Annotated in this window: 30 protein-coding genes and 2 pseudogenes; 15 read left to right on the top strand and 17 right to left on the bottom strand. The window is 59.7% G+C overall.

Features of this window, described 5'->3' with window-relative positions:
- Window positions 1–167 precede the first annotated feature (167 nt).
- From G9X67_RS16810 to G9X67_RS35030, 5 genes and pseudogenes are all read left to right on the top strand, one after another.
- On the top strand, window positions 168–1,154 hold the full coding sequence (locus G9X67_RS16810) for an aldo/keto reductase (protein WP_210258917.1): 987 nt from the start codon (window positions 168–170) through the stop codon (window positions 1,152–1,154).
- 89 nt (window positions 1,155–1,243) lie between these two features.
- Complete coding sequence (locus tag G9X67_RS16805) at window positions 1,244–1,711, top strand: cytochrome P460 family protein (protein WP_171599235.1); 468 nt, start codon at window positions 1,244–1,246, stop codon at window positions 1,709–1,711.
- On the top strand, window positions 1,711–2,388 hold the full coding sequence (locus G9X67_RS16800) for a DUF4405 domain-containing protein (RefSeq protein WP_138328702.1): 678 nt from the start codon (window positions 1,711–1,713) through the stop codon (window positions 2,386–2,388). The genes G9X67_RS16805 and G9X67_RS16800 overlap by 1 nt, the downstream gene beginning before the upstream one ends.
- Before the next feature lie 354 nt (window positions 2,389–2,742).
- Complete coding sequence (locus G9X67_RS16795) at window positions 2,743–3,282, top strand: BA14K family protein (RefSeq protein WP_171599234.1); 540 nt, start codon at window positions 2,743–2,745, stop codon at window positions 3,280–3,282.
- A gap of 22 nt (window positions 3,283–3,304) precedes the next feature.
- Window positions 3,305–3,430, top strand: a pseudogene (locus G9X67_RS35030) (IS5/IS1182 family transposase); the annotation flags it as partial.
- 110 nt (window positions 3,431–3,540) lie between these two features.
- Here G9X67_RS35030 and G9X67_RS16785 read toward each other — a convergent pair.
- Window positions 3,541–3,927 carry a limonene-1,2-epoxide hydrolase gene (locus G9X67_RS16785; RefSeq protein ID WP_138328991.1) on the bottom strand — a complete coding sequence of 129 codons (387 nt, stop codon included), beginning with the start codon at window positions 3,925–3,927 and terminating at the stop codon, window positions 3,541–3,543.
- A gap of 159 nt (window positions 3,928–4,086) precedes the next feature.
- Here G9X67_RS16785 and G9X67_RS16780 point away from each other — a divergent pair, with 159 nt between their 5' ends.
- The gene (locus G9X67_RS16780; RefSeq protein ID WP_171599233.1) at window positions 4,087–5,004 is read left to right on the top strand and encodes an AraC family transcriptional regulator; all 918 of its coding nucleotides are present in this window, start codon (window positions 4,087–4,089) and stop codon (window positions 5,002–5,004) included.
- Here G9X67_RS16780 and G9X67_RS16775 read toward each other — a convergent pair.
- Together G9X67_RS16775 and G9X67_RS16770 are read right to left on the bottom strand one after the other, a co-directional pair.
- Window positions 4,961–5,635 (bottom strand): glutathione S-transferase family protein, encoded by a 675-nt coding sequence (locus G9X67_RS16775; RefSeq protein ID WP_138328705.1) that lies wholly within the window; start codon window positions 5,633–5,635, stop codon window positions 4,961–4,963. The two genes, G9X67_RS16780 and G9X67_RS16775, sit on opposite strands and share 44 nt — an antisense overlap.
- Window positions 5,636–5,679: 44 nt before the next feature.
- A complete protein-coding gene (locus G9X67_RS16770; RefSeq protein ID WP_012756469.1) occupies window positions 5,680–6,438 on the bottom strand; it encodes an SDR family oxidoreductase in 759 nt (252 codons plus the stop codon).
- Window positions 6,439–6,589: 151 nt separating this feature from the next.
- On the opposite strand from G9X67_RS16770, the gene G9X67_RS16765 reads away from it, so the two are divergent.
- The gene (locus G9X67_RS16765; protein WP_138328706.1) at window positions 6,590–7,489 is read left to right on the top strand and encodes an AraC family transcriptional regulator; all 900 of its coding nucleotides are present in this window, start codon (window positions 6,590–6,592) and stop codon (window positions 7,487–7,489) included.
- A 251-nt stretch (window positions 7,490–7,740) separates the two neighbouring features.
- On the opposite strand, the gene G9X67_RS16760 is transcribed toward G9X67_RS16765, so the two are convergent.
- Window positions 7,741–8,487, bottom strand: a complete 747-nt coding sequence (locus G9X67_RS16760) for a glucose 1-dehydrogenase (RefSeq protein ID WP_171599232.1) — start codon at window positions 8,485–8,487, stop codon at window positions 7,741–7,743.
- 107 nt (window positions 8,488–8,594) lie between these two features.
- Between G9X67_RS16760 and G9X67_RS16755 the strand changes: the two genes are divergently transcribed.
- A complete protein-coding gene (locus G9X67_RS16755) occupies window positions 8,595–8,939 on the top strand; it encodes a helix-turn-helix domain-containing protein (protein ID WP_171599231.1) in 345 nt (114 codons plus the stop codon).
- A gap of 195 nt (window positions 8,940–9,134) precedes the next feature.
- Here G9X67_RS16755 and G9X67_RS35025 read toward each other — a convergent pair whose 3' ends face one another.
- The 3 genes from G9X67_RS35025 to G9X67_RS16740 all read right to left on the bottom strand — a co-directional run bounded on the left by G9X67_RS35025 (window position 9,135) and on the right by G9X67_RS16740 (window position 10,534).
- A complete protein-coding gene (locus G9X67_RS35025) occupies window positions 9,135–9,548 on the bottom strand; it encodes a hypothetical protein (RefSeq protein WP_246705422.1) in 414 nt (137 codons plus the stop codon).
- Between the two features lie 23 nt (window positions 9,549–9,571).
- Complete coding sequence (locus G9X67_RS16745; RefSeq protein ID WP_246413111.1) at window positions 9,572–9,970, bottom strand: hypothetical protein; 399 nt, start codon at window positions 9,968–9,970, stop codon at window positions 9,572–9,574.
- A gap of 126 nt (window positions 9,971–10,096) precedes the next feature.
- Complete coding sequence (locus G9X67_RS16740) at window positions 10,097–10,534, bottom strand: hypothetical protein (protein WP_246413148.1); 438 nt, start codon at window positions 10,532–10,534, stop codon at window positions 10,097–10,099.
- A 151-nt stretch (window positions 10,535–10,685) separates the two neighbouring features.
- Here G9X67_RS16740 and G9X67_RS16735 point away from each other — a divergent pair, with 151 nt between their 5' ends.
- Together G9X67_RS16735 and G9X67_RS16730 are read left to right on the top strand one after the other, a co-directional pair.
- Window positions 10,686–11,669: a phosphotransferase gene (locus G9X67_RS16735; protein ID WP_171599230.1), complete on the top strand. Its 984-nt coding sequence runs from the start codon at window positions 10,686–10,688 to the stop codon at window positions 11,667–11,669.
- Between the two features lie 266 nt (window positions 11,670–11,935).
- Window positions 11,936–12,742, top strand: coding sequence for a class I SAM-dependent methyltransferase (locus G9X67_RS16730; protein WP_171599229.1), 807 nt, complete (start codon window positions 11,936–11,938; stop codon window positions 12,740–12,742).
- Window positions 12,743–12,999: 257 nt separating this feature from the next.
- Here G9X67_RS16730 and G9X67_RS16725 read toward each other — a convergent pair whose 3' ends face one another.
- The 3 genes from G9X67_RS16725 to G9X67_RS16715 form a co-directional block, all read right to left on the bottom strand.
- Window positions 13,000–14,109, bottom strand: coding sequence for a sulfite oxidase (locus tag G9X67_RS16725; protein ID WP_210258890.1), 1,110 nt, complete (start codon window positions 14,107–14,109; stop codon window positions 13,000–13,002).
- A gap of 325 nt (window positions 14,110–14,434) precedes the next feature.
- Window positions 14,435–16,324 (bottom strand): adenylate/guanylate cyclase domain-containing protein, encoded by a 1,890-nt coding sequence (locus G9X67_RS16720; RefSeq protein ID WP_138387879.1) that lies wholly within the window; start codon window positions 16,322–16,324, stop codon window positions 14,435–14,437.
- A 239-nt stretch (window positions 16,325–16,563) separates the two neighbouring features.
- On the bottom strand, window positions 16,564–17,451 hold the full coding sequence (locus G9X67_RS16715; RefSeq protein WP_171599227.1) for a LysR substrate-binding domain-containing protein: 888 nt from the start codon (window positions 17,449–17,451) through the stop codon (window positions 16,564–16,566).
- Window positions 17,452–17,567: 116 nt separating this feature from the next.
- Between G9X67_RS16715 and G9X67_RS16710 the strand changes: the two genes are divergently transcribed.
- A complete protein-coding gene (locus tag G9X67_RS16710) occupies window positions 17,568–18,272 on the top strand; it encodes an SDR family oxidoreductase (RefSeq protein ID WP_171599226.1) in 705 nt (234 codons plus the stop codon).
- Window positions 18,273–18,360: 88 nt separating this feature from the next.
- Window positions 18,361–18,930, top strand: coding sequence for a pyridoxamine 5'-phosphate oxidase family protein (locus G9X67_RS16705; RefSeq protein WP_171599225.1), 570 nt, complete (start codon window positions 18,361–18,363; stop codon window positions 18,928–18,930).
- A gap of 901 nt (window positions 18,931–19,831) precedes the next feature.
- Here the strand turns inward: G9X67_RS16705 and G9X67_RS16695 are convergent.
- Entirely contained in the window at window positions 19,832–20,482 is a 651-nt protein-coding gene (locus G9X67_RS16695; RefSeq protein ID WP_171599223.1) for a pyridoxamine 5'-phosphate oxidase family protein, read from the bottom strand.
- Window positions 20,483–20,971: 489 nt separating this feature from the next.
- Here G9X67_RS16695 and G9X67_RS16690 point away from each other — a divergent pair, with 489 nt between their 5' ends.
- The gene (locus G9X67_RS16690) at window positions 20,972–21,244 is read left to right on the top strand and encodes a BON domain-containing protein (protein WP_138387884.1); all 273 of its coding nucleotides are present in this window, start codon (window positions 20,972–20,974) and stop codon (window positions 21,242–21,244) included.
- A gap of 53 nt (window positions 21,245–21,297) precedes the next feature.
- A pseudogene (locus tag G9X67_RS16685) lies at window positions 21,298–21,597 on the top strand (hypothetical protein); the annotation flags it as partial.
- A gap of 37 nt (window positions 21,598–21,634) precedes the next feature.
- Here the strand turns inward: G9X67_RS16685 and G9X67_RS16680 are convergent.
- The 6 genes from G9X67_RS16680 to G9X67_RS16655 all read right to left on the bottom strand — a co-directional run bounded on the left by G9X67_RS16680 (window position 21,635) and on the right by G9X67_RS16655 (window position 24,690).
- The gene (locus G9X67_RS16680; RefSeq protein WP_138328718.1) at window positions 21,635–21,892 is read right to left on the bottom strand and encodes a GlsB/YeaQ/YmgE family stress response membrane protein; all 258 of its coding nucleotides are present in this window, start codon (window positions 21,890–21,892) and stop codon (window positions 21,635–21,637) included.
- A 161-nt stretch (window positions 21,893–22,053) separates the two neighbouring features.
- The gene (locus G9X67_RS16675; protein WP_171599222.1) at window positions 22,054–22,272 is read right to left on the bottom strand and encodes a hypothetical protein; all 219 of its coding nucleotides are present in this window, start codon (window positions 22,270–22,272) and stop codon (window positions 22,054–22,056) included.
- A 349-nt stretch (window positions 22,273–22,621) separates the two neighbouring features.
- Window positions 22,622–23,233, bottom strand: coding sequence for an ATP-dependent Clp protease proteolytic subunit (locus G9X67_RS16670; RefSeq protein ID WP_138328721.1), 612 nt, complete (start codon window positions 23,231–23,233; stop codon window positions 22,622–22,624).
- Between the two features lie 46 nt (window positions 23,234–23,279).
- The gene (locus G9X67_RS16665; RefSeq protein WP_138328722.1) at window positions 23,280–23,639 is read right to left on the bottom strand and encodes an SRPBCC domain-containing protein; all 360 of its coding nucleotides are present in this window, start codon (window positions 23,637–23,639) and stop codon (window positions 23,280–23,282) included.
- Window positions 23,636–23,950, bottom strand: a complete 315-nt coding sequence (locus tag G9X67_RS16660) for a metalloregulator ArsR/SmtB family transcription factor (RefSeq protein WP_003557361.1) — start codon at window positions 23,948–23,950, stop codon at window positions 23,636–23,638. Before G9X67_RS16660 ends, G9X67_RS16665 begins: the two co-directional genes overlap by 4 nt.
- Before the next feature lie 128 nt (window positions 23,951–24,078).
- Window positions 24,079–24,690 carry a TetR/AcrR family transcriptional regulator gene (locus tag G9X67_RS16655; protein WP_138387887.1) on the bottom strand — a complete coding sequence of 204 codons (612 nt, stop codon included), beginning with the start codon at window positions 24,688–24,690 and terminating at the stop codon, window positions 24,079–24,081.
- Between the two features lie 137 nt (window positions 24,691–24,827).
- Here G9X67_RS16655 and G9X67_RS16650 point away from each other — a divergent pair, with 137 nt between their 5' ends.
- Window positions 24,828–25,217 (top strand): RidA family protein, encoded by a 390-nt coding sequence (locus G9X67_RS16650; RefSeq protein ID WP_171599221.1) that lies wholly within the window; start codon window positions 24,828–24,830, stop codon window positions 25,215–25,217.
- The last annotated feature ends 130 nt before the right edge of the window (window positions 25,218–25,347 follow it).

Here is a 25,347-nt window from a genome sequence, read left to right as displayed (position 1 = left end):
CGCGGTCAATCAGGAGACTGATCATGAATAAGCAAAGACGGATCGAGCTGAGCATCGGACGACGAGATTTTGTGGTGGGGGCGGCCCTCACTGGAGCAACCCTGCCGCTCGGATCAATGGCTGGGGCCGCGACCTCGGATACGTCAACCACGCAGACAGGATCGATTATGGAAACACGTAGACTGGGAACTCTGGAGGTGTCGGAAATCGGCGCCGGCGCCATGAGCATCAGTGGCACCTACGGCCCACCGGCCGATATTGCCCAAGGCATCCAAACTTTGCGCACCGCACATGACAACGGCGTGACCTTCTTCGACACCGCCGAAGTCTACGGGCCCCATACAAACGAAGAGTTGGTGGGTGAAGCCTTGGCACCCATGCGCGACAAGGTGAAGATCGCCACCAAATTCGGCTTCGCCCTCGACGGCACGACCGCGCGGGACAGCCGGCCGGAACGCATCAAGCGAGTTGCCGAAGAATCGCTGAAGCGCCTCAGGACAGATCGCATCGATCTGTTCTATCAGCATCGCGTCGACAGGAACGTGCCGATCGAGGACGTGGCAGGCGCCGTCAAGGACCTGATCCAGGAAGGCAAGGTGCTGCATTTCGGCTTGTCTGAAGCGAGCGCAAAAACCATTCGGCGAGCCCATGCCGTGCAGGCGGTCACGGCTGTGCAGACGGAATACTCGGTGATTGAGCGCAATCCCGAAACGAACGGTGTCCTGGCGACATGTGAGGAACTCGGGATCGGCTTCGTGCCATGGGGACCGCTCGGGATGGGGTATCTGACAGGCAGGATCGACAGCAAGACCAAGTTCGATCCGAAAACGGACCTTCGCGCGAACTTTGAACGCTTTAGCGCGGAAAACATGGCGGCGAATATGCCGATCGTTACCTTCCTGAGGCAGTTCGCGGCGAAAAAGGGAGTCACACCTTCTGCTGTCGCGCTGGCATGGCTGCGAGCACAGAAGCCCTTTATCGTGCCGATCCCTGGCACCCGCAACATCGACCACCTGGTTGAAAATCTCGGGGCGCTTCGTGTCGAACTGACGCCTGAAGATCTCGCCGAGATCAATGCCGTGCTCTCCACCATAACCGTGCATGGCGGGCGCATGAGCCCGATGTTTACGGAATCGGTCGACGTCGAAGCCTGATCTTCCGGAACGGCGGGCGCTCAAGCGGCGCCCGCTGGCATTTCCGAAGCCGCCACAGGTCACATTTCCCATATCCAGAAAGGATCCTCATGCCATCGTTCCGTTCTGTCCTTCTAGCCCTCGGTGGGGCCGCTCTGCTCCTAGCATCCGGCCTTGCCGCCGCAGCCGCCAACCGCGCGACCTTCCCGAAAGATTTCAAGCAGATGGTTATGTATGGAGATTACAGGCGCGGCTCAGGTGGCGAGCTGGCTTATGCCCTGAAGGAAACGATCGACATCGCGAAGGCTGGCCAGCCGTTACCCCCGGGCACGAGGCTTGTACTGGAGATTTATGATGACGGTGCCCTAACCGGCTACTTCGTGATGGAAAAAGGTGTGGATTGGGGCCTCGAAGTCGAGGAGGAGAAGCGCACCGGTGACTGGCATTTCCAGCAGTTCGACACCAACGGCCAGGTCAACCGCACCTCGATCGCGGAACGTTGCGAGGCCTGCCACCAAGGGCAGGAAAGCAATGATTTCATGTTCACCCGCGACCGCATGGAAGCGTATCTGCCCTGATGCCGCTTCAGGTTCGCCTGCTGATGAACGCCGTGGCGGGTGGTCTGCTAGTGGCTGCCCTGGCCTATGATTGGCTGGGCAACCTTACCCATGAACTGATCGGCACGGCCATGTTCGGGCTGCTGATCTTCCACAACGCCTTCAATCGCCGCTGGTACGGTTCGACCGCCCGCAAGGGTAGCCGGGATCTGCGCGGCTGGCTCAACATCGTCACCATCGGCGCACTCGCGGCCGCAATGCTAAGCCTGCTGGTCACCAGCTTGATCATTTCGCGCTCTCTATTCAGCCTCTTGCCGATTGCCAGCTCGTTCGGGGCACGTCAACTGCACGCCCAGGCCGCCTATTGGGCGCTGGTGATCGTCGCGGTCCACGTCGGCATGCGCTGGGCCATGATCATGGCCTCGATGCGCGCCTGGCTGCGACTTGGCACCCCCAGCGTCGGTAGGACTTGGATCCTCCGCGCCCTGGCGCTGGCCGTAGCCGCCTACGGCGTCCACAGCTGGATGGTCATGGGTACCGGGTCGCGCCTTATGGCCGAAATGACTCTTAATCTCTGGAATTTCGAAGAAGCGGCATTGCGGTTCTTTTTGCACCAGGGCGCCATTGTTGCGCTGTTCGTCTGCCTCGGGCACTACGCAACCAGCCTAATGCAATTGCGCAGGAAAGGCTCACGCTGAGTGGCATTCCGTCACAAATGACAGGTCGCGATTTCGATTCCCATCAAGACCCGATATGGCCGCTTCTGGCGGATACCGCTGACAAAGTCGCGTCGCAGGTGATGACCGCCTTTGCCGGCGTCATGGATGAGCTCCGCGTCGCATGTTTCGTGGAGCGCGCAGCGGCTTATACGGGATGACGGAGAGTGGGGCGCGTGCTTTCGCCGGGAGCCCCGCCGTCGAAGAAAATCCTTCCTGCGAAACTCCTCGAATCAAAGTCGATTTTAGGGTAAAATTAACCAGTGCATTGAGAGGGCTGAAACGTCCTTGCGCGCCGCATGCGTCGCGCAGCGCTTACGAAGGAAAGATGAGCCAATGAAAAGGTTAGCAATCGTTATCCTGTCGCTGGTGACGGCGCTGACGAGCGTCCCGCCGGCCATGGCGTTTCCCACCATTGCCGTGCCGAAAATCGAAGCCGCAGAGGCGCAGCCGGTCCAGTACAGAAATTATCGCGGCGGCTACCGCGGTGGATACCGAGGCGGCTATCGAGGCGGCTATCGAGGCTACCGCGGGGGTGGCTATCGCAACGACAATTGGGCTTGGGGTCTCGGCGGGCTCGCGACCGGCGCAATCATCGGCGGAATGCTAGCGCAGCCGTATTATGGCCGAAGCTATTACGGTCGGGGCTACTACGATCAGGGCTACTACGGATCGCCCTATTACGGTCCGCCGCGCTACTACGGCTCGACCATTTACCGTCCGCGCTACTACGCGCCGCGCTCGTACCGCCAAGTCTATAGTGGCGGCAACGGACATACGAGCTGGTGCTACTCGCGCTACCGGTCTTACAGGGCTTACGACAACACGTTCCAGCCCTATTACGGTCCGCGACGGGCGTGCGTCTCGCCCTACTAGCCGGCAGGTAATGGGCCGCACAACGCTCTACAATCGCTTCATCCGCTGGAGCCGGCTCGGCGTCTTCGATCGCATCTTCGCTGGGCTCACCGGCGGACGGTCCAGGCCTGGGCGCATCATGATCGACGCGACTCATCTGAAAGCCCACCCGCACGGCTGCGAGCCTGCTTAAAAGGGGATGTTCCCGATTGGGCGCGTTGTGCCGATCGCGGAGACAATAATCTCCGCGTCCAGCCCCATCGTTCGCAAGCCGGCGTCTCAGCCGGCAGAGAACTTCTGGACGGCGGTAACGTCGAAATAGTCCCGCCACTCGACAATCTTGTCGTCTTCGATCTCGAAAATGCCCATGATCATCACCCGTCCGATTTCGCTGCCGTCGGCACGCTCGAACCGGTCGAGCCTTTCGGTGAGAACGCGAGATCCGTCGGCGGCAATCGCGAGCATGTCGATATGGACCGTCGAGATGCCCATCGACGTCTCCAATCCGTCGATCATGGCGATAGCCTCTTCGACGCCGTTCGTGACTGAAACGCCTTCGTTGACCCAGCGCGTGTTGGGTGTGAACCAGCGACGGACGGCTGGCCTTCCGCCGTCTTCCAAGAATGTGGCGCAAAAAGCCGAAACAGTTTCCGTTGGGGTGGGCATGGCAGTTCCTTTCAGGATGATTTAGAAGCCTCAACGGCCTCTGTGTTCAGCCTGAAGATAGGCTTTGAATCGCGACGCCACGATGCCAGATCTTCCGCTATCATTGCCTGATTTTCCGGAATGATTGATAATTCTGGGCAATCGAGTTAAGCTGCCTTGATGAGCGAACTCGACAAAATCCGCGCCATGGCGGTGCGCCACGCTGGCCGTCAGAGTCCTCAACTGCCGAGACTGTTCGCTTACATCCTCGACCATACAACCGAGATCGACCCGCTGATCTACGATCCTGCGGCGTCCCTGGTGATCCAGGGAACTCAGCGCATGTTTATCGGCGACAAGATGTTTGAGTACGGCCCTGGCCAAAGCATGATCGTCGCGGCTGAGATCGCTGCGTTGGGTCAGATCTGTGAGGCGTCAGAGGATCAACCGTTTCTCGCAGTCGGTCTGTTTTTGGATCCAGCCCTGCTGTCGGATCTCGTACTTGAAATGGCAGCGATACCAGAGTTGCCGATTGAATCGGGATACGGCGTTAGCACCGCGAGCGCGTCGCTTCTGGGCGCTTGGGGAAGACTACTGGAACTACTCGATCGCCCAACCGAAATCCCGGTCATGGCTCGGTCTCTGGAGCACGAGCTCATGTTTCGGCTGCTGATGGGACCGCACGGCGGCCTGCTCCGTCAGATTGCCGGATCTGACTCGCGCCTGATGCACATCCGAAAGGCCATGGCTTGGATCCGCGATCACTACACCGAGCGCCTCAATTTCAAGGCGGTCGCTGCGCTCGCGGGTATGAGCGTATCCGTGTTTTACGATCGCTTTAAAGCCGTTGCCGCCGTCAGCCCGCTTCAGTATCAGAAATATATCCGGCTCCACGAGGCCCGCCGTCGCATGATCGCGAACCAGGTGAGTGCAGCCGAGGTGGGGTTTGCGATCGGCTATGAAAGCGCCTCGCAGTTCAGCCGTGAGTACAAGCGTCTCTTCGGAGCGCCGCCGGGTCAAGACACCGAGAGAGCGAAAGCGGGCTTGGGGGGAATCAATCGGCCAAGATCGCCTGGTGCTCGGCCAGATGTTGCTTGAAACGGCGACCGTAGTCCCGCCCCACGGCCGCGACGACGCTCGCTCGTAGTGCCAAAGCCTCACGCCATATGGATACGCGTGGGAGACCCTGAAATATTATCTGCGTCACGGTCGGGTTGATGAGGTCGAAATACCGGAACAGAGGCGCGAACACCGCATCGACCATGCTGAACGTCGATCCAGAGAAGTAGGGCCCTTGGTCACGCACATCTTCGAGCCTCTCTAGCCGGTTTCGGAACGCTGCCCGCTTGGCGTCTGCGGTTGCACGATCCTTGGCGTTTAGGAATTGCCAGGCTTCGGCTAGTGCCGCCGTACCATATTCGATCCACGCGCGCTGTTGAGCGCGAGACAGCGCGTCCTCAGAGTAGAGCCTTGCGCCGCCCTGCGTCTCCTCTAGATATTCGCAAATCACCATGCTTTCGAACAGGATCGCGGCCCTGTCATCCGCCCGCTCCACCTTCAGCAAGGGCACCTTGCCTGTCGGAGAAAGCGCCAGGAACCAGTCCGGTTTGTCAGCGAGATCGACGTCGATCCTGTCGAACGACACGCCCTTCTCCAAAAGGACGATCGCCGCACGCTGAACGAACGGGCATAGCGGATGGCTGATGAGCGTGAGCTTGCTGGTTGTCATGATGGCCTCTCGATAACCGACAATCTGGGGAGCACTTGCCTGGTCTAAAGCAATTGTCCTCCCGAGATGTCGAAGGTGGTGCCATTGGCCCAAGCCATGTCGTTGGACAGGATCGCGGCGACGGCGCCGCCCACATCGTCCGGCAGGCCGACGCGGCCCAGCGCGATGCCCTGCGCCACGTACGCGTTCACGCCCTCATTATCGCGCACTGCGCCGCCACCGAAATCGGTTGCGATGGCGCCCGGCGCGATGGCGTTGACGCGAATCCTGCGTTCACCCAACTCCACAGCCAGGTAACGTGAAAGCACCTCGACCGCCGCCTTCATGGCTGCGTAGAGGCTGTACCCCGGCAAGGTGAAGCGCACGAAGCCAGAGGAGACGTTCAGTATGCGCCCGCCATCCGCGATCAGCGGCAGAAGCTTCTGGGTCAGGAAAATCGGCCCCTGGAGATGGGTAGAAACCAAGGAAGCAAACTGCTCCTCGGTCGCATCGACAAAGTTCGAAAACAGGCCGTTGCCGGCGTTGTTGACGAGATAGTCGAAACGATCTCGGTGGAAGTCCGACCTGAGCGTCTCGGTGACGGCGCCAACGAATGCCGGGAAGCTCGCCGTGTCGGTTACATCGAGCGCCAGCATCGACGCCTTGCCGCCCAGCGCTTCTATTTCCTGACGCAAGGCGTTGGCCTCGGTCATGCCATTACGGTAGGTGCCGATGATATGGACCCCACGCTTGGCCAAGTGAAGCGCCATGTTGCGGCCAAGGCCGCGGCTTGCGCCGGTGATAAGTGCGATAGGGTGGGTCATGACTGCCTTTCTCGGATGTCGCGCCCTCAGGCGCTTTTGTTGGATCCAAGATAGGCAAACGCCGGGTTGGGAACACGCCCGATCGGCTCAACCTCTTGCCTGATTGTCTCAAAACCTTTGCTTTTTCGCGGGGGCGTGGCACACTGGAGATATGACAGACGATCTCGCGCCGCATCTGGACATTGTGTTGCGTCATGCCGCGACGGGCTCGACGGACACACTGATCCCCCGCCTCGACATGTTCGTAGGACGAGACACCACGGGCAAGGTGCCTTGCCTTTATCGCTCGATGATCTGCTTCATTCTGCAAGGGTCTAAGCGCGTTGCAATCGGCGACACCCTTCTGAGTTACGACAGCGCGCAGTATTTCATCAGCGCTCTCGACCTACCGCTGACTGGGCAAATCCTGGATGCCGGCAAGGGTCGCCCCTATGTCGCGGTCTCACTCGTCCTGGAGCCGGGGCTGTTGGCAGAGCTTGCTGCGACCATGCCCTCCGTACGAGAGAACGATCAGAAAAGCATGGGCGTCGCGGTCAATCCAATGATCGCTCCGCTTCGCGATACATTGCTCCGGTTGCTGTCGTTGCTCGATAACCCGGCGGATATTCCCATTCTCAGCCCGATGATCGAGCGCGAGCTACTCTACCGGTTGCTGCAGGGCCCACAGGGGCGATTGCTGCGTCAGATCGCACGGCCTGAGGGTGCCGTGGCCCGCGTCCGGCGCGCCATCGCGTGGATTAGGGACCACCCCGACGCGCACCTTCGCATCGAGGCCCTTTGCGATGCCAGCGGGATGAGCCGCGCAAGCTTGCATCGCCATTTCCTGGCGATCACTGGCTTCAGTCCTCTTCAGTATCAAAAGCAGCTCAGGTTGCAGGAAGCCCGCCAACTGTTGCTAGCGGGCGGCCATAGCGCGTCGGATGCGGCGTTCGCGGTCGGATACGAGAGCGCCTCGCAATTCAGCCGCGAGTATCTTCGGCAATTCGGCGCGCCGCCGGCGCGGCATGTCCAGGAGATGCGTCAAGCGATTGAACACCCGACGGTGGCTTAGACGTCTGCGGCGGGCCAATCTCCAAGACGCCGAGCCGGCTCCAGCCTTGGATTGCGGCTTGGCGCACGCACACCATCGCCACAGCTAGAGCATGTCGCGCAAAAGTGTGCAGCGGTTTTGCGATAACGACATGCGTAAAAACAAAGAGCTAAAGCGCGACAAGCGAATCTGAAAGATCGCGACGCGCTTTAGCCGTTTAATTCAGAACAGCATTCAGGTTTGAGGCCGACCCGGTATCACATCATCATGCTTTAGCGAAAACCGCCGCTGGCGGACAATCGTTCGCCGCTCAGCCAGCGGGCATCGTCGGAAGCGAGGAAGACGGCGACACCGGCGATATCATCCGGCTGGCCGATGCGGCCGAGCGGCGTCTGGGCGACGATGGTCTGTTCGAAATCCGAGCCGATGACGCCCGCCGTGTGCGTGCCCTCGGTTTCGACCATCCCTGGCAGGATGGCGTTGACGCGGATCTTGCGCGGGCCGAGTTCCTTGGCAAGCACGCTGTTGATGCCCTCGACGGCTCCCTTCGTCCCGGTATAGACGGCGGAGTCTGGCGGCGCCAGACTGGTGACCACCGAGGAGATGTTGATGATGCTGCCGCCCTCGCCGAGATGCTTCACCGCTGCCTGGGTGGTCAAGAGAACACCGAGAACATTCACGTCGAACATGCGACGATACTGTTCCTCGGTCACCTCACCGATCGGCGCGAATTCATAGACGCCGGAATTGTTGACCAGCACGTCGAGCTTGCCGAACTCCTTGACCGCAGCATCGACCAGTCCCTGTGCCTCACCGGCCTTCGAAACATCGCCTTGCACCGCAATGGCTTTGCCACCGGCCGCGCTGATCGCCTCAACCACGGCGTCGGCTCCCGACTTGCTCGAAGCGTAGTTGACCACCACTTGCGCACCCTCTGCTGCGAACGCCTTGGCAATCGCAGCGCCAATGCCTTTGGAGGCGCCCGTTACGACAGCGACCTTTCCTGTGAGCTTAGCCATTTCTCGTCCCTTCAGATCTGGACAGCCGCCGGGATTGACAGGCTTGTTCCATAGTTCAGAAATTCGGAACTGTTGATCTCGATGTCAAGGGACGCTATATAAAATTCATGAGACCGCTCTTTCACCCAGCCCTGGAGGACATCAAGCCCGAGGCGATCCTCTATGCGCTGTCCGATCCGGAGCGCGTTGCCATTTATGCAAAGCTTGCCGGCGCCAGCGGTGGCGGGACGTGCTCTGCGCTTGCCGATCTCGGCGACCGCGTCATTCCAAAGTCGTCGCTGTCCAACCACTTCAAGGTGCTGCGCGAATCCGGGCTGATCATGAGCGAGCGCCAGGGTGTGGAGATGCGCAATCAAACGCGCTGCACTGAGCTGGACGAACGCTTTCCGGGCCTGATCAAGGCCATTCTGACGGCTTACGGCCAGCTTCCCGGGCAGCCGACGGCGGACTGATCGCCCCTAGAGAATAGCCCCCAATGGCCGCTGCCGGCGGAGGTTCGCCTGGTGCTTGCAGGCAACACGAATGGTCGCATGGATCCAGTCGCCCTTTCTATCTGCCCTACTGATGATTGTGGGCGTAGTTTGCGACCCGCGCATTGGACCGACAGGCGACCCAATGCGGGAGCACCAACAGCGGACAGAAGCAGATCAACGAGCGCTGCGGGTTATGATCTCCATCACGAGCTCTTTGTCTTTGTCCGTCCGATAGATTCCCCACACCCGGCAGCCGCGCATGATTTCATAGTTTTCGCGGTTATCCGGGTTCGATCGCATGAGCGCCACAATCACGTCGTTCGGCCCCCTCCACTGGTCCGCAAGCCCGCTTCGTGTCCAATTGAAAGACAATGGCCCCTGTTGAACGCTCCCCTTCAGGGTCTCCAGTATTTCGAGGGTCACCCGCGCCTCTTGGCCCGGTTCCAAAACTTCGAAGTCCCGGAAATTGCCCCGAACGATCACGTCAGCGTCGAACAGCTCAGAAAAAAATGGTCGAGGTACTGCGCACGCGTGAGCGCTCGTCGCTGCGACGAAAACGGAAATCAGGGCGCAGACTGCCGGAAGCAAAAATTTCATCCCCCCAAGCGCAACTAAGATGCAAAGGCGGTTTCATATTCAGGATAGGCCATGCCCAATATGATAATATTTATTTCCTGAACGGTTTCATTGAAATCCTCAATCGCGACGCCCTCGCATCGAAGCACCCCGAACTCTGCTGAACATGCAGAGAGCTGGGCCTTGCCCTCTAAATCATTATATTCGCCGTCAATTACGAACGCGTGGAGGCGTGGATCATAATCTGGAGTGGGAACAAAATGTCCCCCTGCAACGCCCATCGACGGATCGATGGGACCGAGATCGGCGTGCCCAATGATTTTTTCTTCGTGCAGAATATCGACATTCATGGCTTCATCTCGAAGTTTGCCTCGTTGCCTACCCACCGAATTTTCGACCACTATACCGCGAAGCTCCATTATATAGGATGTCATCACGATGCTTCCTTCCGAGTGGCAATTGAACGAGTACCGCCGCGTAGGGGCTGGAGCCGGCTCATAACAGCAACAGGCCGACACGCGAACTGCTAGTCAGCGACTGGTCCAACCTTTGGCCTTAGCTTAATTCTTGATCACATTGATGTTGACGGTGACGTCCTTGATGGTCCCCTCCCCGTAGGACACCCTCACCTTGTACATGTCACTTCCAGAATAGCCGCTGTTGGAAGTATAGTATTCCGACACGCCGAGAGATTTCCTGGAATTGCATTTAATGCGGATGCCATCCTTGTAATTTGAATAAATATTCTCTTTGACGAATTCAACCGAGCCATGCGCCGGGGCTTGTACCAATTCTATATTGGCCATTGTTGCAGCCGTGCAGTCTTCATTCAAATTGTAGGACTGGCCCATCTTTGTCCGCTCTCCACTCAGAGCCCGACTGTGATCCGCAGAAATAGCGACACCGTTTTGAGTGGTGACACATCCAGACAGACCGAAAATGATGGAAAGCACAGAAATCGAAATAGAGTTTTCTTTCAAAAATCGCGAAGCCTGCATTTTGTTTTTCATCTCTTGGTTTTATCAATAGCGCCATTCACCTTATCCAATCAGCAGCCTATTGCAATCGTAGGTGCCTGCGGCCGCCACCGCCTTCATGGCCTTCTCACCGCGGAAGCAGCCTGCCAGCAAAGCCGATGGTACAGCGCCCATGCTCGATTTTAATCCGCTTTATTCGACCCCGCAGGTTGCGGCTATCGAACAGTTCATCGATCGGCATTATCCGCTCGCAGGGCCGGTTTCCTGCCGGATGCTCCAGCGCGGTTTGAATGATGTGTATCTTGCCGTCGGAAGCAACGGCGAGCGTTATGTGTTCCGGCTTTCCCACCGCCGCGCCCGTGGTCCGGCCGACGTCAAGACCGAAACGGCTTTCCTGACGCATCTTGCGCAATCTGGCGTTCCCGTCGCCGCAGCCGTCCCGACACGCGAGGGCAGCTTGTTCGTTGAGGGAGATGCGCCGGAGGGCGTGCGCCAGGCCGTGCTCTTCCGGGCGCTCGAGGGCCGCAAGCCGGATACGGCGGATGCCGGCGATGCGCGGGCCAACGGCAAGACCCTTGCTTTGATGCACGACGCCGCCGAGACATTTCAGCCGGACGGAGCGCTCTATCGGCTTGATCTCGAACACTTGCTGCATCGGCCGCTTGCCCGCATATGCGACAGCGGCGTCGTGGAGGACGCCGAGGTCCGCAGCGAACTTGAAGACATCGCGGCGCGGACCGCAAAGGCGATCGAAGCCTTCGGCGATTTGACGTCGACCTATTGCCACGGCGACTGTCACGGCTTCAATGCGCGGATCAACGACGCCGGTGAAGCCGTATTTTTCGACTTCGATGACGGAGGTCCGGGATATCTCGCCTACGACTTGTCGGTGTTTTTGTGGGCTCAAATATCCTTCGGCCGGCGGTCGACCGAAATGTGGGACGCCTTCGTCGATGCCTATCGGGCCGTCCGGCCGATCACGCCAGATGACTTCGAAGCCGCCCATCGCTTTGTGATCGCCCGCCACATCTGGCTGATGGGCGAGTACGCCAGCCGGGCCCAGGAATGGGGAAACGAGACTGTCGGCTGGATTGCCCGGGAAGCAAATTTCCTCAGGCGGTGGGAGACCGAGCGATGTGTCGATCGGCTGTTTTGAGTTCAGCTCTGCTCGGCAGCCGGAGGATCGGCGGTGCGCCGGCGCAGTCGGCGATCGCTTCGACCTTCGCCCACTCCTGGTGCCGATAAAGGAACGCCCGTGAAGGTCGATATATGGGACTTGGCGGGATATCAGCACTCCCGCTGTGTCATATTTTCTTGAGAAGCGTTAACATGGTTCCGCTGGATTGCCCGGTGTGACGGCGGTACGCGCGACCCGAATGGCCGTGTTACGATCCATTCTTGATCGAGGGAGGATGGCAAGCCATGGAAACCGCAGAACTACGATATAATTGGGCTGATCCCGACGTCTACGAGACATTCATAGGGCGCTGGAGCGAACATCTGGCAAGCCCATTTCTTACACGTGCCAATATTGCTCCGGGCAGTCGCGTGCTCGATGTAGCATGTGGGACAGGTGTGTTGTCGAAAGCACTGGCCGAGGCGGGAGCGCATGTGATCGGTGTTGACGCATCGGAGGGATACCTGGAAGGAGCCCGCCGTCGACGATCCCACCCCAATATCGCATATGAACACGGCGATGTCCGGCACATGCGGTTCGACACTAACTTTTTCGATGCGGCCGTTTCCACGCTAGCCCTGGACGTTATCCCGGAAATTGAACAGGTAGTTGCCGAGATGATGCGCGTGACCCGTCCAGGCGGCGTGGTCGCGTCCGCCGTTACTCAGTTCTTGGGCGGCATGCCCGCCTTCGATCTCGTCATTAACACCGGCGCCGTGCTTGAGACCGACTTCGCCAGGCTGAGATCCATGCGGGCGGGGCGCCAGCTCTTCTGGCCTAATGGTCAGGCGACGTTGTGGCGGAAGATCGGCCTCGTCGACGTGACGGAGATTCCCGTTGTCGTGGATTGCGAGTATGCGTCCTTCGCGGATTATTGGGCTACGTTCACCGACGGGCCAGGCAGCATCACAAGCATATTGATGGCACTTTCGGACGACGCCCGCGGTTCGATCGAACAGCATGTTCGTGCCGGGTATCTGGTTGGCTTGCCCGATGGACCCCGGTCATTTCCCATGATGTTCCGTGCGGTGCGTGGCTTGGTCCCAGCCTGATTCTGGAGAGCATGCAATGGGCCTGCGAGGGCCCGGTGTGGCCATTCTGAGACCATAATCCCCGCGGGTTGATCGTCAGCTATCGTTCCTCGGCAGCCAAAAGCTGCCAGGCCGCTAACGGCTCCAAATGCCGATCAGCAATGCGCCTCTTAAAGGTCATCGAGCACCCCGTCGCTGTAGCTGCAAAGCGGACATGACGCAGTGACAACGCGGGTCGCAGTTGCGCCAAAAGCCGCCATTCCGCCCCATGCGGGTAATTAGATCACGAATTCCTCCTCGTACGTCTGTGGCTCGGGAACGACCGTAACCTCCACTGGAACGATCCAATTGGCCGCGTAGCTCTCGCAGTCGGAATGCTGAAGGTCGGGCTGCACGCACCCCGCCCCATCGACCGCGCGACATCGCAGCATATATCGCCCCACTTCTTCAGGGGTCCACATGTACTCCCACAAGCGCCATGCAAAGGGACGTTCTTTTTCGAGAAGCCTTCCCTCGCGCCAGCCCCTGCCATCTCCGGTGCAGACCTGCACCTGCCGGATAGCAGCCTCCCCGCTCCAGGCGGCTCCGAAAATCCGGTACGGTTGGCCGGCAATGAGACGCGCCCCCTGTACGGGACGCGCGATCTGCGCTTTGACCTCCATCTCCGCAAGGGGGACCAGCCTGGGTTCCCCGAGGCTGCGCTCCCAACGGAAATAGTCGCGCGCCTGCCAGTAGCCAAGGAACGGTTGCTCCACAACCGTGATATGCGTGATCCACTTGACCCAAGCCATGCCGAACCAGCCACCCACGACCGCGCGTAGCGGGTAGCCGTGATCGCGCGTCAACGGCTCCTCGTTCATCGAATAGGCAAGGATCGTGCTGTCAGCGATGGCCTTCTCAAGCGGTAAACTGCGCGCAAAAGCGATGGGGCCGGGAGAAGCCGTTTTCTTGTTCGTGTCGACGACGCCGCTGTCGGCGCCTGCGAGCAGAACCTCACATGCGGTTGGCTTAACGCCCGCCATTTCCAAAATCTCGCGCAGAAGAACACCTGTCCAGGCGGCATTGCCGACGGCTCCGTTCTGCCACTGCAACCCCTCCTTCGGCGGCTCATAGTAGACGCGCCCGTTCCCTGCGCACTCGACGACGGCGGTGAAAGTCGTGCTCCGCATCGCCTTGATGCTGTCGAGGTCAAGTTCGATCGGCCGCTCCACCGCCCCGTCAACGCGCAATCTCCAGTCTCGCGCATCGAGGTCCGGCGACGGGAAATGGTTTCGCACGAAGAACTGCTCGGTTGGGATCAGCCAATCGGAGAGCGACGCAAACGGAAACTCGATGTTCGGTGGGGATTTCTGTCGAACTATTAGACTGGGTTGCTGTGGTGTCGGCATCGTCCTCGTCTCCCCTTTCAACAGCACAACGTCGGCTCTCGGTCGCGCGAATTCCGGTACGATCACACCGCCCCTCGCCGTGTGTCGGTCGCATTCCGACTTCGGGCCGCATTCTAGCACATACCGCACGTTCCTCGGATCGACCTCGAACGGCAGCAAAGGGGCCGACGGCGGTCTTGACCGCTTTGCGCCCATTTCCAGACATACGTCTCCCCGACCGGAACGAGCGACGAGCGCCGCATCTGGGCTTTCGCGGTCAGTGAAACGAAGGTCGCGTCTCGGACCCTTCGAAGCGTTTGTCATCTGTGGCTGCTCGTCAACGCGATTAGGGCGAAGCACACTCCGGCAGGCGCAACGGCTTCTTTAGCTTCGTGAGCTCTTCCGCTTTGGCGCAATCAGGAAAGCCGACGAGCCGCATGGTTTCGATCAACCGCTGGCGCTCCGCTTCATTGAATCCGGGAATATTGGCAAATCCCTCAACGGTCAAATTGGGAAACCGCCTGAGTGCGTCCGTTACTGAGACCTTCGCCTCTTCAGTTCGGCCAAGAGCCGCAAGCGCGCCAGAACGCATCACCCAGTGTTTCCTTCCATAGTTTTCCGCCGTCAAGCGGTCCAGCATCCGCAGGGCATCCTCATACCGGCCAGCCATGAAGTAGGCATGAGTGAAAATCCTGGCACTCCACATCGGGAAACCGGGGTTGAGACTGACCGCCTTGTCGACCAGTTCCGCGGTGCGCTCAGGCTCGCCGAAGGTCGAGGCCCAATCGATATAGAAAGTCAGAACTTCGAACTGACCGGGAGCGAGGCGCAGCGCGGTATCGAACTCTACCTTGGCGCGTCCAAATTCGCCTCTGTCGCCTAAAACTATGGCATAAACAGCATGCGCCTCGGCATCGCTCGGGTCGAGCTGGACGGCGCGCTCGGCAGCCTCGGCAGAGAGAACCCGGTTCTTGTCGGGTTCAACCCCAAAACCGGTCAAGACACCATGGGAATGGCTAAGTTCGACCCAGGCGCGGGCAAGACCGGGGTCCAGTTCGACCGCGCGGGTGAGCAGCCTGACGGCCTCCTCGACATCCGCCTGATTGACTTGCTCGAGTTTTTCGGTGCCGAGCAGATAAAGTTCGTAGGCGTTGAGATTCCCGGGCGGCTTTCGGTGGGCAGTGATGCGGCCCGCCTCCTGGACCAAACCCGCGCCGCCACCGAGGCGGTTCGAAATCTGCTCGGATATTTCGATCTGGATTGCGAACAAGTCCTCGTCCGGCCGGTCCCAGCGCTGCGACCAAAGATGTTTGCCCGTCTTGGCGTCGCTGAGCTGCGTCGTAATTCTTACGCGGTCAGACTGACGCTGGATGGAACCCTCGACCACAAATCCCGCGCCAAGCGCCTTACCCACTTCACTCGGCGCGGCTGGTTTGTCCCGGTATTGTTCAGTCGAGTTACGGGCGATCACGTGGAATTCAGGGAACCCCGCCAGATCGGTGATGATGTCCTCAGTGAGGCCATTGGCGAGGCGTCCGGTCGCCTCGTCGCCGCCATAGTTGTCGAACGGCAGCACCGCTACCGACGGCTTGCCGCTTACTGTCGCGGTCGGCCAGAATTGCCAGACCGTCCCGGCCAAGACCAGAATAAGGACTGGCACGGCTGCTGCTGCCCAAACCCAGCGCGGAGGCGATGACCGCGCTGGTTGGCGTGGGGCTTGTCCCTCTAGGATGACGCGGAAGGCCTGTACCGGTTCGGCGATATTCTTCACCTTCTGCTCGCCCATCGGCTCGAAACCGAAAGCCAGCTTCTTCTCAACCTCCCTTGCGACCTTTCCCGAAACACAGATGCCGCCAGGGTCTGCCAACTGCTGAAGCCTGGCCGCGACGTTGACGCCCTCGCCATACCGGTCCTCGCCCTCAACGATCACCTCGCCGAGATTGATCCCGATCCTGACCCTGATCCGCTGGTCCTCGGGAACGGCGGCGTTCCGTTCCGCCAGCCCGCGCTGCAGCGAGACGGCGCATTCCACCGCGTCCACCACGCTGCCAAATTCGGCGAGCATCCCGTCGCCCATCAGCTTGAAAATCTGGCCGTGATGGCGAGCAATATCCGGCTCAAACAGTTCCTTGCGTCCCGCACGAAGGCGCTCGAATGTACCAGCCTCGTCGCGCTCCATCAGCGCGGAATAGCCCACGACATCAGCAGCGAGGATGGCGGAAAGCTTGCGGTCCATTGGTTCGGCCTCACCCGCCCTATTATAGGACTGGTCGCACTTAAATGAAACGACCGACCTCAACAGCGCTTCAGGGGAACCCGCGTTTCATCCAACGCTTCCACTGAATGCCGCAGGCAGTCCCTCGGTGTGGAATGTGAGCCCGATTGTTCGTGTGCCTACCGCAGCAATGTGAGGACCGGCGTCGAACGCAGCCCCACTGTCCGGTGTGGGCGGCGAAGCGGCGCATGACCTAACCATCAGTTCTGCACCTGCGAGCGCAGCCAATCCTGAAGCTTGTCCACCGCTTCGGACTTCCGGTATCGCGGCTTCACCAGATAGAAGTGCGAGCGCGCTTTGAGGGCGCCGTCGAAGACCTGCCTCAGCCTGCCCGCCTCAATGTCGGTCGAGACGAAAGCGCGGGTCGCCACGGCGATGCCCTGCCCGGCGATCGCAGCTTCGATCGCATGCGATGTCTGCGAGAAGCTGATGCCCCGAAACAGCGTGGGATCACCGCCGCCGAGGAAGCGATCGATATATTCGGGCCAGGAATTATGGGCATCGTGAAGCAGCGTGTAGTGCGAGAGTTCTTCCGCGTTCTGAGGCTCGGCTCCCTCGGCGACGAGGCTCGGATTGCAGATGGCAATGATCTCCTGCTCGAACAGCAGTTCGGCGGCAAGGCCAGGACCGAAGGGAGGGCTGCCATATCGGACGGCGAGATCGACGCCGTCGACCTGGAAGCTGGAAATGCGGTCTGTCGCCAGGATGTGGAGATCGAGATCGGGATGCCTCGAAGTGAAATCAGGAAGACGCGGGATCAGCCATCTCGAGGCGAAGGTCGGTGTCGTGCTGACCACCAGTTTGACCGGCTGAGGCTTCAGGTTCGCCGTCGCGTTTGCGAGCAGTTCGAAGGCGCGCCTTACGTCGGCGACATAGCTTCGCCCCTCGCCCGTCAGCGCCAATGACTTCGGCAGGCGCTCGAACAATGTCACCCCGAGTTCCGCCTCAAGCCCGCGCACGTGCTGGGCGACAGCCCCTTGCGTGACGCCGAGCTCTTCGGCCGCGAGCCGGAAGTTCAGATGACGCGCCGCCACGTCGAAGGCCTTGAGGCCGTTGAGGGATGGAAGATTGCCGATGGACATGGACATTCGATAGTTTTTCTACTGGAACATTTCACGAAAACTGGTTCGATCTCGCTTGAAGCCCATGGTATTCGAAGGATCAACGCCCGGCAATGGGTGCAAATCGACTAGGGAGAGCGACGATGACAGTAGAAAAGGTAGCGATCATCACGGCTGGCGGCAGCGGCATGGGTGCGGAGGCCGCGAAGCGGCTGGCGGCCGATGGCTTCAAGGTCGCCATCCTGTCCTCTTCAGGCAAGGGCGAGGCGCTTGCCACCGAACTCGGCGGCATCGGCGTCACCGGCTCGAACCAGTCCAACGACGACCTCAAGCGCCTGGTCGATGCCACGATGGAGAAATGGGGCCGTGTCGACGTCCTCGTCAACAGCGCCGGCCACGGCCCGCGCGCGCCGATCACCGAGATCACCGACGAACAGTGGCACGCGGGCATGGACATTTATTTCATGAACGTGGTCCGTCCCGTGCGGCTGGTCACGCCGATCATGCAGGCGCAGAAGTCGGGCGCAATCGTCAATATCTCCACCGCCTGGGTGGCTGAACCGTCGGCGATGTTCCCGACCTCGGCCGTCTTCCGCGCCGGGCTTGCCGCCTACACCAAGATTTATGCCGATACCTATGCGGGCGACGGCATCCGCATCAACAACGTGCTGCCAGGCTGGATCGACAGCCTGCCGGCGACGGAGGAGCGCCGCGACAGCGTGCCGATGAAGCGCTACGGCACCAGCGCCGAAGTGGCGGCGACGATTTCCTTCCTCGTTTCCGAAGGGGCGGGCTATATCACCGGCCAGAGCCTCAAGATCGACGGCGGCCTTACCCGGTCCGTCTGACAGGATCGCTTTCAACGCCAAGGAGAACAGCGATGTGCTTCAACTGGAACGTCAAGGCCGGCGAGATAAGGAACGCGGAGGCGACGGAGTGACCCTCGCCGAGGTCGATGCATCGGCCTGGGCCGAGCTGGAAGGCGCTGCCGCCGATCCGCAGTCGGCCTTCCGCTACCTGAACCTGTGTTCGGTCGACGCCGGCGGCCGGCCGCAAGCCCGCATGGTCGTGCTGAGGCGCGCGGATGTGGCGCGACGCATCCTGGAAATCCATACGGATGTCAGAAGCCCGAAATGGCAGGAAATATCGGCCAATCCTCGGGTCACCCTCCTCGGCTTTGGCCCGCAGCCGAAAGTGCAGCTTCGCCTTCAGGGGTCGGCCGAACTCAATGGACCAGCAAGCGAGTGCGCGACTGAAGCCTGGAGCCTGCTGCCGCGATCGACGCGCAGCACCTATATGGGTGGGCCGCCGGGCGACGACATCGGCGAGCGGCCGGCAAGCGAGGGTAGCATCGCAGACGCCGATGGACGAGCCTTCTTCGGGGTGCTGATATTCCGAGCCGAGACGCTGGACTGGTTCCAGCTACGCCACGCAGACAACCGACGCGCAGTCTTTGCCTACGACCATCTGGGGGCGCTGACCTCCTCCCGCTGGGTCAATCCCTGAATACCAGACGATGTGGATGACCAGCTATCAGCCTTTGCGGTAGGTCGGTCGGGTTTCGAACGTCTGGAGGCTGCGCGACTGTTCCGGAACTATAGGTTTTTTTCCCCAATCTGTTCAGAGGCCCGCAAATGGCGAGACGGTGTCGAGACACTTCGGCCGCTGTCGACCCGACGTGGCCATCAAGAACGCGGCCAAGACCCGACTGGAACCAACCATACTAATCCCTGCCAAGGTCGAGACGTTCTTATCGTGAAATCTCGCGATGAATCGCGGACAAGTCCGAGCTTCCGCATCACGCTTTGGGAGCGGAGGTTGTCACCACTGGTGTATGAGACGATTTGGTCTAGCCTGATATCATGGATTGCGTGAGAGAGGGCTGCTCTGGCACTCTCGAAAGCGTAGCCATTTCCCCATGCCGCTCGTCGGAATCGCCAACCCACTTCGTAGTGGGAACCCAGCGGATGTTTTGGGTCCATCCGCGGCATCACCCCGGAATAGCCTAGGAAATTGCCATTCACGTCTTCCACAGCCCATCGCGCGACTCCATGTTCGGCTTGTGCGGCGAGGTAGCGGGCAAATTTGAGGTCGCTCTCGACATTGTCGATTGGGCCGCCGAGATCCGCCATCACTTCTGGATCGGCGTGCATCTCGGCAAATGGTGATCGGTGATGGTCGGCGAAATGGTGCAATTTCAGGCGCGTCGTCTCAATCACTTTGGGTTCCCGCTTGATCCGTCGCACCTACTTTAAACGCCATTGCGACCTTAGCAACGGCAGGTCTCTGGCGCAAAGCCGTCGACGGAGGGCGGGGTGCCACCAGCTCGCGGATCATGACCGCTCCACCAGCAGGCCTGCCGCCAAGGCCTGAAAAGCCTCGACCGCCTTCGGCCGGAGCCGGGCAGCTAGTACAGTGTCCTTCGGTAGGCTTGCTCCAGTTCTTCGTCCATCTTTCGCATTTCATCCCCGTCCTTCGGCGCTCCTGTCGTCTCGTCCAGAATGATCTTTATCAGCGAGGGCATCTCCGTGCGGTCCTGGAAATGATCCGGGCTCCACAGGTGGGACCGTCTGAAGGCCTTGGCGCAATGCATGAAGACTTCGCTGACGTTGACGATGATCGCGAGTTTCGGGAGACGATCAGCGACGCTCATGCTCGTCAACAATTGAGGATCATGGGTCAGACTTGCCCGCCCGTTGACGCGCAATGTGTCGTCGAAACCGGGGATAAGAAACAATAGCCCGACGTTCGGGTTGGCGATGATGTTGCTTAAGGTATCAAGACGATTGTTGCCAGGTCGATCCGGGATCGCCAGGGTGCGCTCGTCGAGAACCTTGACGAAGCCCGGAGGGTCGCCGCGAGGACTGACGTCGGCCCTCCCCTCCGAACTCTGCGTGCCGATGCAGAAGAATGGCGAGCGCCGAATGAATTCCTGCGCGTGCTCGCCAAGCGAATTCTGACACTTCACGATTGCCAGAGCGTGGGTCGGCTCGAACAGCGCCCGAAGCGACTGCTCATCCGCGATGGCAAAATCTGGATTGAGTTGTAAGGCCGTCATGATCCCCTCCCGAAATCCCTCTTATCGCATGGCCGAACGGTCGGGCCGGAACCCTGACCTCGCTCGTCTCCGTCCGCAAGCCATGGATATGATGTACGTACCTCAGAAGATATACATGAGTTGCTACCCGGGATCAATGAAGGTTTCCGTCGATGCCGCCATCACCGAGATAGCCAAAGCCACCAAGCGAGTGTTTCCACTTTATCGGATAAATCCTGGTCACCACCTCTAACCGCACGCGAAGCATTCCGTTGCTGAGCTCGGACCCTCGACAGTGGTCGATAACTTGGCGCGTCATCAGGGAGGTTCTGACTGGAGTTCAGCAAACATTGCTAAAACCTCCCTGATGTCCTTTCAACAAGGATCAGGAGAAATCTTGGTGCCGAGGGAAAGGTGGACTTAAGTCCAGGTGGTGATGTCAGGACACGCTGCTCATATCTAATGCGAGGTAACGTGTACGTCCGTGGAGGGGCGGGACAGGAGGAGAATATGAAGTTCGGCCCCGATAACTACAATCACGAAGAGCGCTGCTCGCAAGGCCACAGTTCGGCATCCACCATCGCCACAATCGAAGCGACCCTTTCCGCCGATCCGGATATCGACAGCAGTGCCATCGAGATCAGGATGCTCGGCCCTGTCGTCCTGCTCGAAGGCTTTATAACCAAGGCTGCAGACCGCGACAAAGCTATCTCGCTTGCTGCGATGATCGTTGGCTGGGAGAACGTCCAGGACCGGATGCTGAGCCGTTTTCCCACGCAGTAGGCAGGCGAATCCTGTTCTACATTATATAGTTAGAGCATGATGTCACCCGATTGGCCGAACTCAATGGCCCGGCAAGCGAACGCGCGGCCGAGGCCTGGAGCCTGCTGCCGCGATCGACGCGCAGGACCTATATGGGCGGGCCGCCGAGCGACGAAATCGGCGAGCTGCCGGCGAGCGAGGGTAGGATCGCAGACACCGATGGACGGGCCTTCTTCGGGGTATTGATATTCCGAGCCGAAACGCTGGACTGGTTCCAGCTGCGCCACGCCGACAATCGACGCGCGGTCTTCGCCTACGACAAACTGGGCGCGCCGAGCGGACGACCACGCGTGAGTGCTAACCCGAAAACGTGATGAAGGCGGCCGGTTTGCGAAGCCGCCTCCTGTTTGATCAGGCCGTACGTCTGACCATTCTCGCAACAGCGATGAGGATACAGGCTCCGATGAAGCCCGCGATCAGATAACCCAGCCATCCGCCAAGGGCGACGCCGAAGAGCGACAGTACAAAGTTGGCGACGATGGCGCCGACAATACCGAGAAGGACGTTCATCAGCACGCCCATGTTGCTCTTCATCAGCAATTCAGCGAGCCAGCCGGCAATGCCGCCGATGACGATTGCGGCGATCCAGCCGATACCTGCATTTTCCATAACAATTCCCCTTGTGAATTATGAGCGGCCGCGCGGGCAATCACGTCTCGCAGATCCGGCTAAACCGATTGCCAAGCGACAAGACTATAATCTTCGCCGCGCCAGTTGGTTCCATAACCCCCGCCCCAAGAGGTCGCGGCCCCTCCCCGATCGGCTTCAGGTCATCTGTCGGCCGCGGGCCAGTCGTTCGCAGGCTCCTCTATGACGGCAGTGTCGTCGTCCGCGGGGTCGGGATCGCGCTCAAGGGCTGCGCGCAGATCGCCGATCTCCTTGATGATCGCATCGAAGACATCCTGCTGCCGGGCCCCGGCGACAACGCAGTCGTCGACGAGATGCTCCAGCTTCGTGCGAAGCCCGACCTTCCAATTATTTTTGCTCATAACCTTCTCCTCCTCGTTCTGACAGTTCCCACCGCCGTTGATAGGCGGGCGGCGGCTTCTACGTTCAGGAGAAGTGCTGGTTGGCGGTTCGATCATCGCGAGATCCTGCTCAGCGGGATGAGGTCGCGGCGAACGGGTAAAGGTGCTCGCCTGGCGTTTCGTTGCCCGCACCGAGAAATCGGAAAAACCGGTGCGTTCACCATCTCCGTCACGTCCGATTGGCACGCCGCGACCTCGGCGGATAAACCGATAGCCGCCGCAACGGTTCCGCCCGGCTTGGACTCTTTTGCCGGCATCGCAAAACCGTCTATTCTGCGACGTTGCAAAAGTCAGGAAAAGAAGTGTCGCTTCAATCGGGAATTTCGTCTTCCCGAACCTTTAGAATACGGTCGATAAGACCCCATTCCAATGCTTCTTCCGCCGTCATGAAGCGGTCGCGATCCATCCCGCGCTCAAAGTCTTCATAGGAGCGTCCGCAATGCTCCGCGTAGAGCCGCGTCATGCGCTGCTTGGTCTTCAGAATTTCTTCGGCATGAATCATCATGTCGGAAGCCTGCCCTTGGAAGCCACCGGATGGCTGGTGAATGAGGATACTGGCATTGGGCAAAGCAGCTCTTCCGCCGGCCTCGCCTGCCATCAGCAGGAACGATCCCATGGAACGGGCTGTGCCCATGCAAAGCGTATGAACCGGCGCGCGGATAAAGCGCATGGTGTCGTACATGGCGAGGCCGCTGGTCACGACGCCGCCCGGAGAATTGATGTAAAGATTGATCGGCTTCTTTGGATTCTCGGCCTCAAGAAACAGCAACTGCGCGCAGACCAGAGCGGAAACGGTATCGTTGACCTCGCCGTTGAGAAAGATGATGCGTTCGCGCAGAAGGCGGGAGTAAATGTCAAAAGACCGCTCCCCTCTGCTGGATTGTTCTATGACCATAGGGACGAGTTGCATCGCTTCGCGCATCGGCGAACTCCAATCTTGCAGAAATCAAAGGGGAGAGCTTGCCGCGTCAGGCGGCGAGCATGAGGGGCGGACTGTTGCCGTTCGCGGGCGTTTTCGCCATCCGGTCAAGCCTCGCGTCGGTTAGCTCGTGGATGATGCGCAGGCGGGTGCCGCCGGTCGCGTTCGGGACGATCGTGAACGTCACCGTGCTTTCAAGGAAAGGTGGAGCGTCGTCGCGCAGGCTATAACGGACTTCCTCGCCAGGTGTGATCGTGGCCGGAGTGGGATCGGCTAAAGCGTCTTTCGGCAACCAGTTTTCCCGAAATTCCGGAATGCTGATTGCACGCCAGACCTTTTGCGGCGGCTCATCCAGATCGAATTCCAGTTCGATGCCGTTTTTCTGCTCCTTGGCCTTTCCATCGTTCATTGGTCCATATCCTTCAGCAAGACCTTGAGAGCTTCGATGCGGGCAGGCCAGTAGGCGCGATATTTCGCCAACCATTGTGCGATGAGAGCCAGCCCGTCCGGATCGACTTCGTAATTCACGAAACGCCCCTGCCGTTCTTCCCTCACGAGCTTTGCGCTCCGCAAAACCGAGAGATGTTGCGACATTGCCGGCTGGCTGATCTCCATGCCCTCACGCAGGGCACTGGCGTTCATGCCGCCCGCCGCCAGCTTCTCGAAGATCGCGCGGCGGGTCGGGTCAGCCAAGGCTCGGAAAATGTCATTCTCGATCATGCCAACACATAAGCACACACTTATGCGATTCGCAAGTCTATTTCGCGATGGCTTTTCCGTTGTAGAAGGAGCCACTTTCGCCGTTACTGCGGGTGAACGTCCCTTCGCTCGACTTGGCCCTTGGTCGATCACAAACGCTCCACAAGCAGACCTGCCGCCAAGGCATGAAAAGCCTCGACCGCTTTCGGCAGCACGCTCTGCGGATCTTCGCTGGCGGCGATCCAGAGAGCGGCATTGAGAGCCGCGCCGCTCAGCAACCGGGCGGCCGCCTCCGGGTCAAGCGGCTTGAGGATGCCTTGGGCGATCAGGCGCTCCACCGTGCTCTTGGTCACCTGCAGACAATTGTTCTGGCTCGGCCACTGCGAGGGATCCCCCAACACTGCAGGTCCGTCGAGCAGAACGATGCGTTGCACTTCCGGATTGAGCGCCATCTCGATATAGGCCGCACCCTCGGCGAGCAGGCCCTGCCAATCATTACCCGCGCGCGCCCCGATCTCTTGAGCGCGCACTGCCATTTCCGTGTCGATCTGATCGACAACCGCCGCCAGCAGCCCACGCTTGTCTTGGAAGTTGTGGTAAAGCGCGCCCCGTGTCAGACCGACGCCAGCCGTCAGCTCGTCCATCGATGCCGCGGAGTACCCCTTTTCCGCAAAAGCCTTTCGCGCCGCCGCGATCAATTTGACGCGGTTTTCCTGCATCGTTTCGCTGCGTTTCCTGGCCATTCGATCCCTCAATTTCATATACGAAGCGTATATGGACTTGACATACGATGCGTATCTCATACATTTCACATACGAACCGTATATCAAATGGGGCGCGAGATGTGAAGCGATACGTCGCGCTCAACGGTCGTTGTCAACAATGAAGAGAGATCAGAATGACCCAACGCGAAGCAATCTTTCCAGCCGACAGGCACGCTCTTTACGAGAAGCACGGCTATTCCGCCGCCATCCGGTCCGGCGATCTGTTGTTTGTATCAGGACAGGTCGGCAGCCGTTCGGATGGAACACCCGAACCCGATTTCGAAAGCCAGGTGCGGCTTGCCTTTGACAACCTGAAGGCCACGCTGAGTGCTGCCGGCTGCACGCTGGATGATATCGTCGATGTCACTACTTTCCACACCGACCCCGAAAACCAGTTCGGAACGATCATGGCCGTCAAGCAGGAGATTTTCAGCAAGCCACCCTACCCGAATTGGACTGCCATCGGCGTCAACTGGCTCGCCGGCTTCGACTTTGAGATCAAGGTTATCGCCCGTATCCCGTGAAGTCACTGACATTGCCGGGGCCGCATCCGTCACCGCACGAAGTGCCGGCAGCAGAGTGGCCCCGCGCTGCCACCCCCTGGCACATTTGACAGCAGCACAACCTTAGGAGTTATAGGACCGACCTCACTCC

It is taken from the genome of Rhizobium sp. WYCCWR 11152, assembly GCF_013087615.1.
Lineage (GTDB): Bacteria > Pseudomonadota > Alphaproteobacteria > Rhizobiales > Rhizobiaceae > Rhizobium > Rhizobium indicum.
The sequence above is the reverse complement of the archived record's forward strand: the minus strand, read 5'-3'. Positions and strand labels throughout refer to the sequence as shown.